At 69.6% G+C, this 17,145-nt stretch carries 13 protein-coding genes, 1 tRNA gene, 1 other RNA gene and 5 pseudogenes; 8 read left to right on the forward strand and 12 right to left on the reverse strand.

The features are described 5' to 3' along the window. Positions 1 to 60 precede the first annotated feature (60 nt). Both EF387_RS16780 and ffs read right to left on the reverse strand, forming a co-directional pair. On the reverse strand, positions 61 to 2,448 hold the full coding sequence (locus tag EF387_RS16780) for a DNA polymerase III subunit gamma and tau (RefSeq protein ID WP_128377376.1): 2,388 nt from the start codon (positions 2,446 to 2,448) through the stop codon (positions 61 to 63). Between the two features lie 172 nt (positions 2,449 to 2,620). Continuing rightward, positions 2,621 to 2,715: signal recognition particle sRNA small type (gene ffs, locus EF387_RS16785), an RNA gene on the reverse strand. Positions 2,716 to 2,787: 72 nt separating this feature from the next. On the opposite strand from ffs, the gene EF387_RS16790 reads away from it, so the two are divergent. Next, positions 2,788 to 2,875 (forward strand) — tRNA-Ser (locus EF387_RS16790). Positions 2,876 to 2,937: 62 nt separating this feature from the next. On the opposite strand, the pseudogene EF387_RS16795 reads toward EF387_RS16790, so the two are convergent. The 4 genes and pseudogenes from EF387_RS16795 to EF387_RS16810 form a co-directional block, all read right to left on the reverse strand. Beyond that, a pseudogene (locus EF387_RS16795) lies at positions 2,938 to 4,216 on the reverse strand (tyrosine-type recombinase/integrase). Between the two features lie 149 nt (positions 4,217 to 4,365). Continuing rightward, entirely contained in the window at positions 4,366 to 5,088 is a 723-nt protein-coding gene (locus EF387_RS16800; RefSeq protein ID WP_128377377.1) for a hypothetical protein, read from the reverse strand. A 286-nt stretch (positions 5,089 to 5,374) separates the two neighbouring features. Further along, on the reverse strand, positions 5,375 to 5,674 hold the full coding sequence (locus EF387_RS50020; RefSeq protein ID WP_420802591.1) for a DUF6959 family protein: 300 nt from the start codon (positions 5,672 to 5,674) through the stop codon (positions 5,375 to 5,377). A gap of 144 nt (positions 5,675 to 5,818) precedes the next feature. After that, the gene (locus tag EF387_RS16810) at positions 5,819 to 6,682 is read right to left on the reverse strand and encodes an NAD(P)H-binding protein (RefSeq protein WP_420802584.1); all 864 of its coding nucleotides are present in this window, start codon (positions 6,680 to 6,682) and stop codon (positions 5,819 to 5,821) included. Between the two features lie 71 nt (positions 6,683 to 6,753). On the opposite strand from EF387_RS16810, the gene EF387_RS16815 reads away from it, so the two are divergent. Then, positions 6,754 to 7,164, forward strand: coding sequence for a winged helix-turn-helix transcriptional regulator (locus EF387_RS16815; RefSeq protein ID WP_238431557.1), 411 nt, complete (start codon positions 6,754 to 6,756; stop codon positions 7,162 to 7,164). A gap of 188 nt (positions 7,165 to 7,352) precedes the next feature. Here EF387_RS16815 and EF387_RS16820 read toward each other — a convergent pair whose 3' ends face one another. The 3 genes and pseudogenes from EF387_RS16820 to EF387_RS16835 form a co-directional block, all read right to left on the reverse strand. Beyond that, positions 7,353 to 7,682, reverse strand: a complete 330-nt coding sequence (locus EF387_RS16820; RefSeq protein ID WP_128377639.1) for a hypothetical protein — start codon at positions 7,680 to 7,682, stop codon at positions 7,353 to 7,355. A 606-nt stretch (positions 7,683 to 8,288) separates the two neighbouring features. Beyond that, entirely contained in the window at positions 8,289 to 8,750 is a 462-nt protein-coding gene (locus EF387_RS16830; RefSeq protein WP_128377382.1) for an NUDIX hydrolase, read from the reverse strand. Positions 8,751 to 8,799: 49 nt separating this feature from the next. Then, positions 8,800 to 10,053: pseudogene (locus EF387_RS16835) on the reverse strand (IS256 family transposase). A gap of 122 nt (positions 10,054 to 10,175) precedes the next feature. Here EF387_RS16835 and EF387_RS16840 point away from each other — a divergent pair. Continuing rightward, a pseudogene (locus tag EF387_RS16840) lies at positions 10,176 to 10,403 on the forward strand (ATP-binding protein); the annotation flags it as partial. A gap of 236 nt (positions 10,404 to 10,639) precedes the next feature. Here the strand turns inward: EF387_RS16840 and EF387_RS48370 are convergent. Then, positions 10,640 to 10,879 carry a hypothetical protein gene (locus tag EF387_RS48370; RefSeq protein WP_238431587.1) on the reverse strand — a complete coding sequence of 80 codons (240 nt, stop codon included), beginning with the start codon at positions 10,877 to 10,879 and terminating at the stop codon, positions 10,640 to 10,642. On the opposite strand from EF387_RS48370, the pseudogene EF387_RS16845 reads away from it, so the two are divergent. Beyond that, a pseudogene (locus tag EF387_RS16845) lies at positions 10,803 to 11,472 on the forward strand (phosphorothioated DNA-binding restriction endonuclease); the annotation flags it as partial. The gene EF387_RS48370 and the pseudogene EF387_RS16845 overlap by 77 nt on opposite strands. A 108-nt stretch (positions 11,473 to 11,580) precedes the next feature. Here the strand turns inward: EF387_RS16845 and EF387_RS16850 are convergent. Next, positions 11,581 to 12,363 (reverse strand): annotated as a pseudogene (locus EF387_RS16850) (Fpg/Nei family DNA glycosylase); the annotation flags it as partial. 165 nt (positions 12,364 to 12,528) lie between these two features. Next, positions 12,529 to 12,942 carry a hypothetical protein gene (locus EF387_RS16855; RefSeq protein ID WP_238431578.1) on the reverse strand — a complete coding sequence of 138 codons (414 nt, stop codon included), beginning with the start codon at positions 12,940 to 12,942 and terminating at the stop codon, positions 12,529 to 12,531. Between the two features lie 273 nt (positions 12,943 to 13,215). Between EF387_RS16855 and EF387_RS16860 the strand changes: the two genes are divergently transcribed. The 4 genes from EF387_RS16860 (at position 13,216) to EF387_RS16875 (ending at position 17,124) form a co-directional block, all read left to right on the forward strand. Then, positions 13,216 to 14,118, forward strand: a complete 903-nt coding sequence (locus EF387_RS16860) for an ABC transporter ATP-binding protein (protein WP_128377383.1) — start codon at positions 13,216 to 13,218, stop codon at positions 14,116 to 14,118. Continuing rightward, positions 14,115 to 14,915: an ABC transporter permease gene (locus EF387_RS16865; RefSeq protein ID WP_128377384.1), complete on the forward strand. Its 801-nt coding sequence runs from the start codon at positions 14,115 to 14,117 to the stop codon at positions 14,913 to 14,915. Before EF387_RS16860 ends, EF387_RS16865 begins: the two co-directional genes overlap by 4 nt. A gap of 219 nt (positions 14,916 to 15,134) precedes the next feature. Beyond that, complete coding sequence (locus EF387_RS16870; protein WP_128377385.1) at positions 15,135 to 16,460, forward strand: sensor histidine kinase; 1,326 nt, start codon at positions 15,135 to 15,137, stop codon at positions 16,458 to 16,460. Further along, the gene (locus tag EF387_RS16875; RefSeq protein WP_420802585.1) at positions 16,453 to 17,124 is read left to right on the forward strand and encodes a response regulator; all 672 of its coding nucleotides are present in this window, start codon (positions 16,453 to 16,455) and stop codon (positions 17,122 to 17,124) included. The genes EF387_RS16870 and EF387_RS16875 overlap by 8 nt, the downstream gene beginning before the upstream one ends. The last annotated feature ends 21 nt before the right edge of the window (positions 17,125 to 17,145 follow it).

The following is a 17,145-nucleotide window of genomic DNA, read 5'->3' on the forward strand; positions in this document are numbered from 1 at the left end:
TGGGGTTACCGGGTCTGAGTCATCGGCTCTCGTTTCGGGTCCGGGTGCGTGAGGGCGTCGTCACTCGTTGGAGAACTCCTCCACCACCGTCGCACCCAGTTCCCTGACGATCAGCTCATGGCCGGACAGGGCCGACTCGTCGAGATCCGGGTCGTCGTCCTCCGGGACGTCGTCCTCTATGGACACCGAGGGGCGCGCGGGCGCGGCCGCCGGACGTGGCTCCGGCGGCGGGGACTGGGCCGACGACGCCTGTGCCTGGGGCGCGGCGGGCCGGGAGGCCGGGGCCTGCTGCGACTGCGGGCCGGGGCGGGCGCCGGCGGCCGGGGTCCCACTGCCGCCCCCGCCGTAGCCGCTCCCTCCGCCGTAGCCGCCCGCGGACCCGCCGCCCGCTGCCCCACCGCCGAAGCCGCTCGTGGGCGCCGGAGCCGACCCTCCGCTGGGGTCGAGGACCGCCTCGATCTTCCACTGCACGTTGAATTGCTCGAGCAACGCCTGACGCAGAACGTCCTCGCTGCCACTGCCTGAGAAGTTGTCCCTGGCGCCGGCGTTGACGAAGCCGAGTTGCAGGGTCGTGCCGTCGAAGCCTGTCACCTGCGCGTTCTGGCTGAGCAGGATCCAGGTGAAGCGGCGGCGGTTCTTGACCGCCTCCAGGATGTTCGGCCACAGCATGCGGGGATCGAGCCCACCGCCACCGGCCGGGGCGGGCGCCGGGTTGGACCGGGCGGGAGGCGCCGCACCCGCAGGCGTACCGGCGGATGTACCGGAGGGCGTGGGGGCAGGAGCGCCGGTGGGCGTCTGGGTGGGAGCACCGGTGGGCGTCTGGGCCGGAGCGCCGGTGGGCGGGCCCGGATCGGGCGAGGGCGTACCGGACGTGGCGGGGGACTGTCCCCCACCGGGGGCCGCGGTGGCGGGCCAGCCGCCGGGGCGTCGGCCGCTGCCGGCGGCGGTGGCGGTGGGCCAGGCACCCGGTGCGGCAGACGGTTCCGGGGCCGGGGCGGGCGTTGAGGGCGGAGCGGGCGGCTGGGCCGGGGCGGGCGTTGAGGGCGGAGCGGGCGGCTGGGCCGGGGCGGGCGTGAAGGACGGAGCGGGCGGCTGACCGGGGTCGGGTGTCTGAGGCGCAGTGGCGCCCCGCACGGCGGCCCGAGCCGCGGCGGGTCCGCCACCGGGCGGCACGCCGGGCCCCGGCCCCGGTCCGGCGGGTGCCTGCGCTCCGGGGTGGGCGGGGTGGGCGTGGGCGTCGGAGGCGGGTACGTACCCCATCGCGGGTCCGGGGCCCCCGGCCGTGGACTGGGCGCCCCGCTCCAGGCGGTCGAGGCGGGCCATGACGGACCGCTCGTCGGCGTACGCCGCGGGCAGCAGTACGCGCGCACAGATCAGCTCGAGCTGCAGCCGGGGCGAGGTCGCCCCGCGCATCTCGGTGAGCCCTTCGTTGACGAGGTCGGCGGCCCGGCTGAGCTCGGCGGCCCCGAAGACGCCGGCCTGGGTCTGCATCCGTTCCACGACGTCGGCGGGGGCGTCGATCAGCCCCTTCTCCGCGGCGTCGGGAACGGCCGCGAGGATGACGAGGTCCCGCAGACGCTCCAGCAGGTCGGCGACGAACCGCCGGGGATCGTTGCCCCCCTCGATCACGCGGTCCACGACCTCGAACGCGGCGGCCCCGTCCCCCGCCGCGAAGGCCTCGACGACCGAGTCCAGCAGGGAGCCGTCCGTGTAGCCGAGCAGCGAGGTCGCCATGGCGTACGTCACGCCGTCGGTCGCGGCGCCGGCGAGCAGCTGGTCCATGACCGACATGGAGTCCCGCACGGACCCGGCGCCGGCCCGCACGACGAGCGGCAGGACCCCGGCCTCCACCGGGATGCCCTCACGTCCGCAGACGTCGGCGAGGTAGTCCCGGAGGGTGCCCGGGGGCACCAGGCGGAAGGGGTAGTGGTGCGTCCGCGACCGGATGGTCCCGATGACCTTCTCGGGCTCCGTGGTGGCGAAGATGAACTTGAGGTGCTCGGGGGGCTCCTCGACCACCTTCAGCAGGGCGTTGAAGCCCGCCGGGGTGACCATGTGGGCCTCGTCGATGATGTAGATCTTGTACCGGCTGCTCGCGGGGCCGAAGAACGCCTTCTCACGCAGGTCACGTGCGTCGTCGACACCACCGTGGGAGGCGGCGTCGATCTCGATGACGTCAATGGAGCCCGGGCCGTTGCGCGCGAGGTCCCGGCAGGACTGGCACTCACCGCAGGGAGTGGGCGTGGGCCCCTGCTCGCAGTTCAGACACCGGGCCAGGATCCGTGCGCTGGTGGTCTTCCCGCACCCACGCGGACCGCTGAACAGGTACGCGTGATTGACCCGGTTGTTCCGCAGCGCCTGCTGCAGCGGGTCAGTGACATGCTCCTGCCCGATGACCTCGGCGAACGACTCCGGGCGATAACGGCGGTACAGCGCGAGAGACGACACGCTTACGAGGTTATAGGCGCCCACTGACAACCCGGGCCGCCGGAGCACAGCGCCCCGGTTCACGGAACAGGGGCCGCCAGTTCTCGGACAAGCCCCCCAGTTCGCGAAACAAGGGCCCCGTGCTCGAAAGAACCCTCACGAAGGCCCCGGCTTATGGAACCACCCGGGAAACGCAGACGCCCCTCACGCACCCGCCAGAGCCAACCTACCCTTGCTGCCTTCCGGCCCTGGGGGAGTTCAGTCAGATAGCGCCACGTGAGGGGCTGCGCCAAGGGTACCCGATCCGACGGGCGGGAACGAGTTCGCAACCACCACCCTCAGTCATGTAATGTTCCCGACGGAGGATTCGCCTAGAGGCCTAGGGCGCACGCTTGGAAAGCGTGTTGGGGGCAACCCCTCACGAGTTCGAATCTCGTATCCTCCGCCAGTGCCTCACCGGGCACGATGTCGAAGGGCCCCACCTCACGGTGGGGCCCTTCGTCGTTGTCCTCAGCCCTCGTTGTCCTGGTTTTCGTCCACAGCGGGTGTTTCGGGGGTTCCCCAGATGGCTTCGGCGATCTTCCGGGCGACATCCTTGAGCATGGCGTCCGGCACGTGGAGGTACCGCGCCCGCATGCTCGCGGACGTGCCCGGCTCCCATCCCATGATCTGATCAATGACGCGGGCCGGGACACCGAGCAGCATGAGCACGGTGGCGGCCGTGTGCCGGGCGTCGTGTAGCCGCCCATTCCGAACCCCCGCGTCGTCCAGCAGCCGCTTCCAGTCGTGATAGTCCGTGTTCGGGCTCAGTGGGCCACCGAGCGGCTTGGTGAACACGTAGTCCGACTCGGCCCACAGGTCGCCGGCCGCCTTGCGCTCTCGCGCATGCGTCTCGCGGTGTGCACGGAGCATGGCGACCAGCGGGCCCGGGAGGGGCACGGCGCGGCGGCCTGCTCGCGACTTGGTGTTCTTCGTCTCACGCCGGACCTGCACCTTGCTGGGGCAGTACCCCGCCTTTCGGCCGCACGGCGACGCTTCCGGGCACCCGTGCTCGTACCGGGGGCGCAGACGGTTCCGGCGTAGCTTCAGGTACTCGTTGTCCAGGTCGACGTCAGACCAGCGCGGTCCGAGCGTCTCGCCCTGTCGCAGTCCGAGCGCCAGTGCCAGCATCCAACGGGCACTGTTCCGGCGCTTGTTGGCTTCGAGCAACAGGCTTGAACCTCTTCCACGGAGTAGGGCTCTACCTCGGATTCGTCCTCTTCCATCCGAGGCGGTTTCGCCGGCGCGGCGGCGTTCTTCGCCGCGTAGCCGCGCCGTACCGCCTCCCCCAGCGCGGTTCGGACGGTGCGGTGGGCCTGATGAGCCGTGCCCGCCTTGCGCTCCCCATTCGCCTGCATAGGGCGGTACAGGCTTTCCAGGTGCTCGGGCTGCAAGCGGTCAAGGCGGTGCTTGCCGACACCGGGAACGAGATGCACGCGAAGGCAGCCTCGTAGCCGTCGTACGTGTTCTCGCTGACGGTCGGCTTGGCGATGTTCTCGACCCAGTGTTGAAGCCACTTCTCAACCGTCCACGCCTTGCCCGGCTGTTGCGCCGAACCCCCGTCGCGCTGCTTCTCCAGCTTTTTGACTTCCTCAACCAGGTCATCGCGGGTCTTGCGCGTGAGGTGCCGGCGGTAGGGCTCCCCGTTGTCCTTGTAGCCCATTGGGACGCGCGCGTGCCAACGACCATCCGCCCCGAGGTAGATGGCCGATTCGCCGTTGGCGCGGCGGGTGCCCTTCTTCTCTGCCACAGGCAGGCTCCTGTCGGGTGCCGGGATGGAGACCGGGGCGGCGACGCCGCTCCGTCACAGGTCAGCCCTACCACGAGCCGTAAATGCCCTTAGCTTCCCAAGTTAAGGGCCTGTAAGCCATCATCACGGGCTGGCCGTCGCGGCCTGTTCTAGAGCTCCGCGTCCCAGCGCGCTTGCAGGGACGCGCCGCCGGCAAGGCTGTCGTCGAGGAACCCAGACAACTCTTGGAGGGCGTCCAAGGCGCGCTGGAGGTTGGGGCGGCGCTCACCGTTGGCGATGGCGAGGTGGAACCAGATGAGGGGGTCTGCCCACACCCTCCGATCCGGTTGCGAAAGAAGGTCGCAAAATTCTCTGTAGCTCCTGAGTCGTCCTTCGGGTTCAAGAATGACGTCGGTACCGATGCTTGACTGCGTCGCGTAGTAGACGTCACAGGCGGCGAAAGCTACATGCACCTTCAATATCAGGGCGGAAAGTCTTGTGTCATCCTTTCCCGGCAAGCGCAGGAACGGTATGTCGTGACGCGTGCGAGTCATCTGGGCGAACAGGCAGGAAGTCATCCAGATGCTTGAAACCAGCGCGACGCCCGTCCCGGCAAACCAAGCGGGGCTCTTACCGTCGACCTCCTCCGGTTCGTTGAGGACCTGAGCCGGTCGGTAGAAGCCATGCCGGTCGACAGAGGTGGCGTAGAGGGAGAGCCGGTGATGAGCTTCAGCGGTGTGCCACCTGAGGGGGTTGAGGTACGAGAGGTTCTGAGTCTCGCGTTGAGTGCGTTTGCTATCTCGCCGTTGCTGACGGCTGGTCAGCCACACGAGCCCCATGGAGATGGCACCTGAGGTTAACGCCGAGACCAGCGTCACCGAGAGGGTGTCCACGCAACTGTCTCCTTCATCCGCGCCCATACAGCGGCGCCGGAACAGGCCTGTCTTCAAAGGGTCCGCTGGACGCCGCCCCGTCAAGGTCGTGGCCTGCTGACGGGAGCTGGCAATCCTAGCCGCCGACGGGCGCGCCTTCGGCCCGCACCACAAGCGCACCGGAACGAGCGGGGAACCACGGTGAAAACGAACCAGCCCGCAGAGGCCGCAGCCCATCCGTTCGCCCAGGTCAGAGCCCCAACCAGCCGCAAAGTGTCACAGCTTCCCAAGCTGATGGCCTGGCAGCTCAGTACGGCCGCGGAATCTCGTGCTCGCCCAACGCGGCCTCGTACCGAGCCAGCAGAGCATCCACGTTCGCCAGAAGAAGGCCGACGGAGTCCCGAGCTTCATTCAGGTCGCCTCGCTCGCATGCCTGCACCACCTCCGCCACGTGGCTGCGGAGGACGTGAAGGGAGTCGCCCTGCACCAGGACCCCGGGGAACTGTCTGCCGGGCATGTGAACCACGGCGTCGTTGCCGCCATCTATGAACAGCTCGGCCTCAATGCGCTTCATCGAACCATCCAACCTGACATCACCATCTGACATTAACGACCATGGACGCAGGCGGCCTTGAGCGATCACACACGCATTGATGAGAACCTTTGAAAACGGCTCTGTCCGCAGTTCCGTGGATCCCCAGGTCAGTGAGGAGATCCACGCAGCGGGGCGGGCGCCTCCGCGGTGCCAGGGTCAGTCGACCAAATCGGCGCGGTGCGCTGCGAAGTAGTCGGTGAGCGGTGTGGCGGGCTCGCCGGTGAGTCGTTGGACGGTGTGGGTGGTGATGTCGTACCAGCCATTGCGTTTGGCGATGCCGGCGGTGCTCCAGCCGTGAGCGAAGTGCTCGGAGATTCCCTGATCGACGAGCCGCTGGGGGTGTTCGGCGTCGGACACGTCCTCGCACCGCACGCGGTGGCCGGTGGCCTCGGTCAGCGCAGCAGCGATGTCTGTGTCGGTCACCGCCTCGGGCCCGGTGACCTCCAGGATCTCGCCCTGACTGCCTCCCTCGGCCAGGACGGCGGCGGCCACGGCGGCGCTGTCGTCACGGGTGAGGTGGCCGATGCGCCCGTCCCGACTGTTACTGGGAAGGACTCCGGTGGCTACGGCCCGGGGGGCCACGCCGATCAGGGTCAGCATCTCGACCCAGACGTTGAAGCGCAGGACCGTAAAGGGCAGCCCGGAGTTCGCCAGCATCCGTTCCGTGGCCCCGTAGTCGGGGACGAGGGGATTGGGATGTCCTGGGTCGCCGGCGCGGGTGATGGAGGTGAAGACGACGTGGCCTACACCCGCCTTCGCGGCGGCGTCGATCGCCCGGGCGTGCTTGGGCAGCCGGTCGTCGGTGCCGATGCTGATGATCAGCAGCCGTTCCACGCCGTCGAGAGCCCGTACCAGCGTGTCCGGTTCGTCGAAGTCGCCGTGGCAGATCTTGACGCCCAAGCCGGCACTCCTCTCCGGGGTGCGGGACAACGCCAGGACGCGGGCGGCGTCGGTGCGCTGGATGAGATGCCGGACAGTCAAGCTGCCCAGGTTTCCCGAGGCTCCAGTCACTGCGATCACTACAAGCTCCTTTGCCGGGTGTCTAATCTGATGATTGGTGAGCGCGCGTCGTCTCGTAAGAAGGCACATTGATGTCACCCCTCCCTGAAACCTCGGCACTCGAACCCGTCGTCGGCGTCACGGTGCCGGTCACCGTCGACGACCACGAGCGGTGTCCGGCAACGGCGCTGCTACGCCGTGTCGGCGACAAGTGGAGCCCGGTGCTGCTGTCGCTTCTGGCGCAGCGCAGTCATGGGTTCAACGAGCTCGACCGGTCGGTCCAGGGCATCAGCCGCCGCATGCTGGTGCGCACGCTGCGATCGCTGGAACGCGACGGACTCATCAGCCGAGCCCTTCATCCCGGCACACCAGTGCGGGTCGAGTACGCCCTGACCGACCTCGGCCGTTCGCTGCGAGAACTGCTGATCACGCTCGGCCAATGGGCAGTCGCCCACGAGACCGAGATGCAGACAGCACGCGCCCGATACGACGCCGGATCCTGACCCGCTCACCACGTACCTGTACCGACGCCGAACTCCCAAGCACCTCTGCGACGTACGCACTCCGGCGCCCATGCCTCAACACTTCACGCAACTGCGGCCAGAGCCGCTTTCAAGGAGCGCCATCACCTAGGACTGCGAGGGCCTCAGGAGAGCCGCTCGACCGAACTCCTAAAGCGGTGCTCTCCGCGTCAAAGCGAGGCTGTGAAGTCGGCGACCTGATCGAGGTGGAACGCGGAGCCCGGAGCCGTCGGAGTCCAACCCGCATGCAGGGCAAGCCGAACAGCCGCAGCCACACCGGACGGCAGTACAGGTTCAGCATCACGACCGATCCAGTTGCTCGGATGCGGCTGGTGGGTGGTGACCACGAGCGTCATGCCCGGGGTGTCCGCATGCTCGACGGCGAACGTGCACGGCGACCAGGCCAGCCCCTGGAAGTACGTCGGCCTGCCTCTCAGCCGCCAGCGGTAGGCCGTGCCATCGACAACGATCCGTCGTGATCCCTTGCGAACTAGCGCCATGACATCCCCCTTCAACAGCGAAGATGCTAGCGAGCCCGGCCCCGCCGTCCGTCTCAGTTTCCGTCTCATTCAGCGCCGTTCACGGACGTTCAGACGGGACCGAAGCCGCTGGCCGCTCTCACGACCGGCCGCCCGTGAACGCAGGTGAACGGCCCCGTCCGAGTCACTCAAGACCACCACAACAGTTGGAAAGCGTGTTGGGGGCAACCCCTCACGAGTTCGAATCTCGTATCCTCCGCAGCCGCCTGAACAGGCGAAACGAAGAGCCGAGCCGCGATTGCGGCTCTGCTCTTCGGCTTGGACCGTCGCATTCTTGGCTGCGTTTACAGCCGAGATTCAGGACTTCTCGGCGAACAGTCAGGCGCACGCTTCCGCATCCCAGGCTCGCGACGCTCGGACTGCGACAGCCGACGCCGACGGAGATCGTCGCCGGCTGGGCCAGGCACCTGCCGTACAGCGACGTCCGCCATCCCTCGCCCGCCTCCTGCCGGACGGGCTCCTGCCCGCCGCCCCGGCGATCGGCGGGTACTGGACCCGCAGCAACGACGTGGAGATCGACTTGGTGGGCGCCGACCGGGAGCAATAGTCAAGACCTGTGGATCGTGATCAGTAGGTGGTTGTGGGGATGTTGAGCTGTTCGACGAGGGGGATGAACTCGCCTTGGTTGTCGGCCAGTAGACCGGCTGCCTGTTCCACCGGGATGAAGTAGCACCGGAAGACCAGGCCGTGGTCCTGGTCACCTTCTTGGCCTGCAACGGTGTGCGTCCAGGTGTCGCGAATCTCGGTGGTTTGCGCGTGGAAGAACACCGTGACCCGGGGTTGGGCGGTGTGCGGATGCGGGCGCTGCTGCACGGCCAGGGCGGGGCCCAGCGTAACGGCGGCAACGCCGGTCTCCTCCGTGATCTCTCTGAGGACGGCGTCGGTGAGAAGCTCTCCGGGATCCACGCCCCCTGCCGGGACCTGGGTGCCCGCCTCCGGGTGGTCCCGGTGATCGAAAACGAGCAGTTCCCGGCCGCCGGGCACGTTGCGGGTCACGTAGGCGGCTGTTCTCACGCGCGCGGGCTGCATCGGATTGTCCCTTCATGAGTTCGTCAACTGTGTCGTGGCGGTGCTGTGGTCACGCTGCGGCGGTCTCAGGCCGTTCGACGAGGTGGCCGTTCTCGAACCTTGCGCCGGAGCGGACCAGGGCGACGAGTGAGGCGCCGGTGATCGCGCGCCAGCGTTCCTGGGCGGACTCGACGAGTTTGAAGACCATTGCGAGGGCCGCTGGCCGGGCTGCCGGCTCCGCGGGTGACCTTGGTTCGCAGTTTGACTGTGGAGAACGTCGACTCGATGGGTTCGTGGTCCGCAGGTGGATCCAGTGCTCGGCAGGGAAGTCGTAGAACGCCAGCAGCTCGTCCCGGTCCTCGGCGATCTTTGCGACAGCTTTGGGCCACTTCGCCCCGTAGGTCTTCGCGAACGCCTCGATCGCCTTCTCGGCGTGCGCGCGGTCCTCGGCGTTGTAGATCTCCTGCATGGCCTTCGTCGCGCCCGGCTGCGCGGATTTCGGCAGGACGTTCGTGACATTCCGGGCCTTGTGGACCCAGCAGCGCTGGTGCCGGGCGGCGGGGAACACCTCGGCCAGGGCCTTCCACAACCCCATCGCCCCGTCGCCGACGACCAGCTCGGGGTCGCGCATGCCGCGCCGCCGGCAGTCGCGCAGCAGGTCGGCCCACGACCCGATGGACTCGCGCAGTCCCTCGGCGAGCGCGATCAGTTCCTTGGTGCCGTCCAGCCGCACCCCGAGCAGCACCAGCACGCAGGAGTGAGCCTGACCGAGCCGCACCTTGGGGTGCACGCCGTCAGCCCATACGTAGACGAAGTCGCGGTCCGCGAGGTCGCGCTTCTGGAAAGCGGCGTGGTCGTCCTGCCACTGCCTGGTCAGCCGGGTCACCGTCGCCGACGACAGGCCAGCCGCCGAGCCGAGGAACTGCTCCAGCGCCGGCACGAAGTCCCCAGACGACAGTCCGTGCAGGTAGAGCAGCGGCAGCACCTCGGAAACCTTCGGCGATTTGCGGCACCACGGCGCCAGGATCTTCGAGGAGAACCGCTTGCGCTCCCCGGTCTCCTCATCCACCCGACGATCGTTCACCCGAGGCGCGGTGACCTCGACCGGACCGGCCGCGGTTACGACCGTGCGGGGCCGGTGACGGCCGTTGCGGACCACCAGGCGGTGCCCACGCTCGTCCCGCTCGGCCGCCAACTCGGCTATGTACTGGTTGACTTCGGCCTCCAGCGCGGCTGTGAGCATGCGGCGGGCGCCCTCGCGGACGATCTCGTCGATCAGGGAACCGGACTCGGTGGAACCCTCGGTATTCACTACGCTGAGCACGGGCGTGCCTTCCCGACCCGCGCTGCAACGCGGGCCTACTCGGTGACCATCACAGGATCATTCGGGAAGGTACGCCCTTGGCGTCCAACCCGGGGATGATCCACAGGTTCCGAGCATTGCTCGCCGACCGGCAGCCGGTGGCCAAGCAACTGCTGTTCCTCGGCTCGGTCAAGTGGTTGGAGAACTCCGTGTTCGACAGCCATGACCTGGCCGCACTGCAGAAGCACCGGGCGGCGGTCACCGACGAGCCAGTACCGCTCGTGGCGGTCTCCCGCAGCGGGATCAGATCTTCCGGTCTTCAGGCGGCTTACGGCCCCGACCAGCTGCTCACCGTATGGCGCAAGGCGTGAGCAGGGCTGGGCTTCTGTGGTTGTGGTTCTGGTTACTGTTCTTCCCCTCACAAGTTCGAATCTCGTATCCTCCGCAGCCGCCCGACCAGGGCAAACACAAGGCCCCGACCGTTCGCCGGTCGGGGCCTTCGTCGTGCTCCGTCGCGCTTTCCGTCCCCGTCGGCCCAAGATCGCCTCGGTCTTGTCGCGCTCGTCTCCGGGCCTCTCACGTCCTCGGGCGCGCGGTGCAACCTTCCTCACACCTCATGTGTCTCCACGCTGTACGTCCTGCCCGGACAGCGCGAAAGGTCTCCGTGCACCAGAAGAGTCTCGTCGCCGCCTGGACCGGTGGTGCCCTGTCCGCCGTCGTCCTCGGCGGCCTGCTGGCCGTCGCCCCGCAGGCGGCGGCCGCCGACGTGTGTGTGGGAGGTGCGTACCGATCGCGGACCGGGCAGCCCGGGCCCCGAGGTGGGGAAGCTGCGCGCCACGGGAGCCACGGGGCGGCTGGTGCCGGAACTGCGGGCGGCACTGCGGCGGGAGCCGTCGCTGCTCGGTCGGATGGCGCGTCCTGCTCGACTCCAACTTCCCGCCCTCCCTGCACGGTGACCTGTGCGAAGCGGTCGGCCTGGAGCTGCTGCCGGCGGAGTCCGAACGGGTCCCGGCCGTCTCGGTCGTGCGGAGGCAGCGGGATCCGCGGATGCGGGAGCTGGTCCTGACGGCCTACGAGTACCAGTGCGCCTTCTGCGGCTACGACGGCAGGATCGGCACGGTTCCGGTCGGACTGGAGGCCGCACATGTGCGCTGGTGGGCGTTCGACGGTCCGGACGACGTCGACAACGGACTGTGCCTGTGCTCACTGCACCACAAGCTCTTCGACAAGGGCGTGCTCGGCATAGGCGACGGCCACCGCATCCTCGTCTCGCGGCGCTTCGTCGGCCGCAGCGCCGCCGCCGGCGAGCACGTCCTGGCACTCGCGGGGCGCCAGCTCATCGGCCCCCAGCCGGGCTCCCGCGCCGTCGCGCCGGAGCACCGGTCCTGGCACACCAGCCAGGTCTTCCACGGCGACCCCCGCCCGGCCGCCACCGTCTGACGGCTCTCCGTGCCCACGGCTCTCCGTCCCCACGGCTCCCCCGCCCTGACGGCTCCCCCGTCCTGACGGCTCCCCCGTCCTGACGGCTCTCCGTCGGCGGCCTAAGGACCCCTGGGACTGGCACCGCGGGCACCAGACCGTGCTGCGGCCTGCCATACGGGACCGGCGCAGGTGATCACCGCAGCGCGGGCAGGTCGGGTCGGGGGTGTCACGGTGGCCGGTGAGCCAGGAGTCCCGTGGTGGGACGCAGCCTGCGGTGACCGCGGAACGCAGGGTGCGGCGCATGTGTGTGTACAGGTGGCGGCGGTCGGTCTCGGTCAGATCGCTCGCCCGGATGGTCGGGCGCAGTCTCGCGCGCCACAGGATCTCGTCCGCCAGCAGATTGCCGAGTCCGGCCAGGACGCTCTGGTCGGTGAGGACGGTCTTGACGCTGCCGCGGCGTGCGGAGAGCGCGGCCTCGAACTCCCCGCGGTCCACCGCCATCGCGTCGGGGCCCTGGCGGTCCAGCAGCCGAGCGACCTCGGACTCGTCGTCGCACAGCCAGAGGCCCTGGAGCTTGCGCTGGTCGCGGTAGCGGAGCTGATGGCCGCCGCTCACGGTGAACAGGACGCGGTCGTGGGCTTCGACCGCGTCCTCGGGGCGGCCGCAGACCAGTCGACCGGTCATGCCGAAGTGCAGCACGAGGGTGGGGCCGCCGGTGCGGGCGAGCAGCCACTTCCCGTGCCGCTCCGGCTCGGTGAAACGCCGGCCCTCCAGCGCGTCGCGCAGCCGGCGCGTGCTCACGCCGTGCAGTACGCCCGTGTCGCGCACGTCGACGCGCCGGATGACCCTGCCCTTCGCACAGGACTCGAGGACCTCCCGGAATCCCTCGACGTCCGGCAGTTCCGGCATGGAGGGCCTCCTCCCTGGATCGTCGTCGAGGAGGTGTGGCGCACGATCCGGTGTCCCGATGATCCGGTGTCCCCACAAACCGGTGTACCCACCATCCGGTGTCCCGACGATCCCGTGTCCGTGTTCGGACCTATTCTCTCGTCCGGAGGTGGTGACGGACGACCGTTACTCGGGCTGCGTCACGGTCAGCGCCCACCGGATGGTCTCGTTCGTGGCGTCGACGGCCACGGAGAAGGACCCCCGACGGACCACCCCGGCGTCCATGGTCACCGAGCCGGTCCCGACGGCCCCGGCCGGACAGTCGACGGAGAAGGCGGCAACCTCCTCCTGCTGCGACTCCATCGTCACCCGCACGCTGCCGCCGCCCTCGCAGGCCACCGTGAGCGTGGTCGGCAGACCGTCCCACGCACCGCCCGACGCGGCACCGCCGTCCCCGATTTGTTCCTCCACCCATAGCAGGCCGTCCGGGCCGGGATGGGGCAACAGGACGTCGGTCGACGCGGCGGCGGGGCCCGCCGCCGCACCCGTCAGGCCTAAGCCCGCAAGCACCGTCACGGCCAGGGCTTTTCTCGTCCGCATCCGTCTCACGTTCGGCTCCTTGTTGATCTGGGTCGGTCCGGCAAAGACCCACAGTCTGCCGCGACGCGTGGTGCCGTTCATGAGTACTCGTACTCATGCGGTTTCCGGCCACTCTCAAGGTCTGGCTGCCCCCGACCGCGCTGACAGCCGTACTGACAGCCGCGAGCTCGGGGCGGTGCGCCCGGTCGTAGCCGGCCATCGACCGATCGGCTGATGGCCCTTCGAGCGTGATGGCCGATGTCCGCGACTGCCCTCCCCGGCACGCTCTTGGACATGGCAATCATCGAAGTCAGCGGCCTGCACAAGGCCTACGGGGAGAAGAAGGCCGTCGACGGCGTGTCCTTCGCCGTGGAGGAGGGTGAGGTCTTCGGGATCCTCGGCCCCAACGGCGCCGGCAAGACCACCACCGTCGAGTGCGTCGAGGGGCTGCGGCGTCCCGACGGCGGCAGCGTCCGCGTCGCCGGGTACGACCCCCTCACCGACCGCGGCGCCGTCACCCGCCTCCTGGGCGCGCAGCTGCAGGAGAGCGAACTCCAGCCCAAGATCACCGTCCGGGAGGCGCTCGAACTGTACGCCGCCTGTTACCCGGACCCCGCCGACTGGCGCGCCCTCGCCGAGCGCCTGGGTCTCACCGACAAGCTCCGCACCCGCTTCGCGAAGCTCTCCGGCGGCCAGAAGCAACGGCTGTTCATCGCACTCGCCCTGATCGGCAACCCCCGTGTCGTCGTACTGGACGAGCTGACCACCGGGCTCGACCCACGCGCCCGCCGCGAGACCTGGCAACTCATCGAGGAGGTGCGCGACAGCGGTGTCACCGTGCTGCTGGTCACGCACTTCATGGAGGAGGCACAGCGGCTGTGCCACCGGATCGCCTTGATCGACAAGGGCCGGGTCACCGCGCTCGACACCCCGGCCGGGCTGATCGGGCGGACCGCGAGCGGCACGGCGATCTCCTTCCGTCCCTCCGCCCCGCTGGACACCCGTGAGCTGGCGGCCCTGCCCTCGGTCTCGTCCGTGACGGAGAAGGACGGCCGGATCCTCGTCGACGGCACCGACGAGACGGTCAACGCCGTGCTCTCGCTGCTCGCCGGGCGGGGTGTCACCGCCTACGAACTCCGCGTCACCGAGGCCACCTTGGACGACGCGTACCTCGACCTGACGGGAACGGAATCATGACCACGACCACCACGCGCACCCACCCCTCCGTCGGCCAGGGCAGTACCACCGCCGTCAAGGGCAGCGCCATCGCCGTCCTCAAGGCCGAGGCACGTCTCTTCCTGCGGGAGCCCTCCGCCCTCTTCTGGATCCTCGCCTTCCCCACCGTCCTGCTGTGCATCCTGGGCTCGATCCCGTCCTTCCGGGAAGCCTCGGCCGATCTGAACGGCCTGCGCGTCGTGGACCTCTACGTCCCCGTCGCCGTCCTGCTCGGTGTGATCACGGCCGGCATCCAGGCCATGCCGCCCGTCCTCACCGGCTACCGCGAGCGGGGCGTCCTGCGCCGGATGTCCACCACCCCCGTGCGGCCGGGCTCCCTCATCGGCGCGCAGATCGTGCTGCACGGTGCCGCCGTCGTCCTCTCCGCGGCGCTCGCCCTCGCCGTGGGCCGGATCGTGTTCGGGGTGGCCCTGCCCCGCCAGTTCCCCGGGTATCTCGTGGCTCTGGTGCTCGCGTCGCTGGCCGCCCTGGCGCTCGGCGGCACCGTCTCCGCCGTCAGCCGCACCACCAAGATCACCCAGACGGTAGGGTCGGTGGTGTTCTTCCCGATGATGTTCACCGCCGGTGTCTATCTGCCCGTCTCGACCATGCCCGACGCCCTGCAGCGCGTGGTGGACCTCACCCCCCTGGGTGCCGCGGCGCAGGCCCTTGACGCGGCCACCGCGGGGGACTGGCCCAGCTGGACGCACCTCGGAGTCACGGCGCTGTGGGCGGTGCTGCTGATGGCCGCGGCCCGGCGCTGGTTCAAGTGGGAGTAGGCCGGGGGAGTTGGAACCTGACGGGGGGAATTGCGACCTGGCCAGGAGAGTTGCGACCCGGCCAGGGAAGTTGCCGCCTGGCCAAGGGAGTTGCCGCCTGGCCACGGGAGTTGCCGCCTGGCCACGGGAGTTGCCGCCTGGCCACGGGAGTTGCCGCCTGGCCACGGGAGTTGGGATCTCACGGGGGAGTTGGGAGTGAGTGGGGGGAGCACGGCCCGAATGACGAAGACCGTCGAGGAACGCTGGGCGCAGTTCTTCCGGTACGGCCCGTACGGCCTGCTGGGCCTCGCCACATTCATCGGTGCCGCGGCCGCCGACTTGGTGATGACCCCGCCGGAGATGTACGTCGCGGGGGGCCTGGTCGTCGCCTCACTGGCTCTCCAGGCGTGGTGGACGCGGGCGGTGCCGCGGCTGCTGGCCGCGGACCCGGCGGCCGGCTCCGCCGACAGCGGCGCCCCGGACGGGAAGCCCGTCTGCGCGGCCGATGCCGATTCGCTGGGCAGCCACGACCGGGTGCTGCCCAAGGACACCACCGCCGGGTACGTCTACTTCACCCTGCGCACCGCCCTCGCCTTCGCCCTCACCTGGCTCAACCCCTTCTTCGCGATCTACGCCTGCATGGGCTACTTCGATGCCGCGCGGCTGCTGCCGCCACGGGCCGCCCAGGCCGGGCTCGTGGTCACCGCCGTCACCATGGCGGGCTCCCAGTCCGGCGGTCTGCCGCCCGCCTCGCCGATGAACTGGGTCGCCTTCGGCGCGCTGTTCCTCCTGAACACGGTGCTCGTCATCGTCATGACCCATCTGGAGGCCAAGGAGGCCGAGAAGGTCAAGGAACGGGCCGAGACCATCGCCGCCCTGGAGAACGCCCTCGCCGAGAACGCCGCCCTGCACGCCCAACTCGTCGTCCAGGCACGGGAGGCGGGCGTCGCCGACGAACGCCGCCGGCTCGCCGCCGAGATCCACGACACCATCGCCCAGGGCCTGACCGGCATCATCGCCCAGCTCCAGGTGGTCGCCTCCGCAGCCGACCCGGCCCTGGCCCGCGAGCACCTGGAGCGCGCCCAGGCCCTGGCCCGCCAGTCACTGGGCGAGGCCCGGCGCTCCGTGCAGAACCTCTCCCCGGCCGCCCTGGAGCACGACACGCTCCCCGAGGCGCTGAAGAAGACCGTCGCCGAATGGTCCGAACGCACCGGTGTCACCGCCCGGTTCACGGTCACCGGCACCGAGGAGCCGCTGCACGAGGAGGTGGCCGTCACCCTCCTGCGCATAGCCCAGGAAGCCCTCGCCAACGCGGCCCGGCACGCCCGCTCCACCCGCGTCGGCGTCACCCTCTCCTACATGGGCGACGAGGTCACCCTGGACGTACGGGACGACGGGCGCGGCTTCGACCCCCACGCACTGCCACCGCGCACCGGCACCGGCGGCTTCGGGCTCGACGGGATGCGCGCCCGCGCCGAACGCATCGCGGGCACCGTCGCCGTCGAGTCCGATCCGGGGCAGGGCACCGCGATCAGTGCTCGCGTACCGTTGGTGCGCCATGACTGACCGCATCACGACCGACCCCACCATGGCCGACCGCGTCATCACCCTGCTGATCGTCGACGACCACCCCGTCGTACGGGACGGCCTGCGCGGCATGTTCGCCTCCGAACCCGGCTTCGACGTCCTCGGCGAGGCCGGGGGCGGCACCGAGGGCGTCGAACTCGCCCTGCGCCTCGACCCGGACGTCGTCCTCATGGACCTGCGCATGCCGACCGGCAGCGGGGTGGAGGCCATCGCCGAGCTCACCCGGCGCGGCGCCCGTGCCAGGGTCCTCGTCCTCACCACGTACGACACGGACTCCGACACGATCCCCGCGATCGAGGCGGGCGCCACCGGCTATCTGCTCAAGGACGCGCCCCGTGAGGAGCTGTTCACGGCGGTCCGGGCCGCCGCCGAGGGGCGCACCGTCCTCTCGCCCGCCGTCGCGTCCCGTCTCGTCACGGCCGTCAGGAAGCCCGCCGTGCCCGCGGGCGAGGTCCTCTCGGCCCGCGAGCGCGAAGTGCTCGAACTGGTCGCCAAGGGCACGTCGAACCGTGAGATCGCCCGGGAACTCTTCATCAGCGAGGCCACGGTCAAAACCCATCTCACCCATCTGTACGGCAAGTTGGGAGTCAAGGACCGGGCGGCCGCGGTGGCCGTGGCGTACGACCGCGGCATTCTGGGGTGAGCCGGAGCCGGGGAACAGGGG

The sequence above is a fragment of the Streptomyces cavernae genome (assembly GCF_004023625.1).
Classification (GTDB): domain Bacteria; phylum Actinomycetota; class Actinomycetes; order Streptomycetales; family Streptomycetaceae; genus Streptomyces; species Streptomyces cavernae.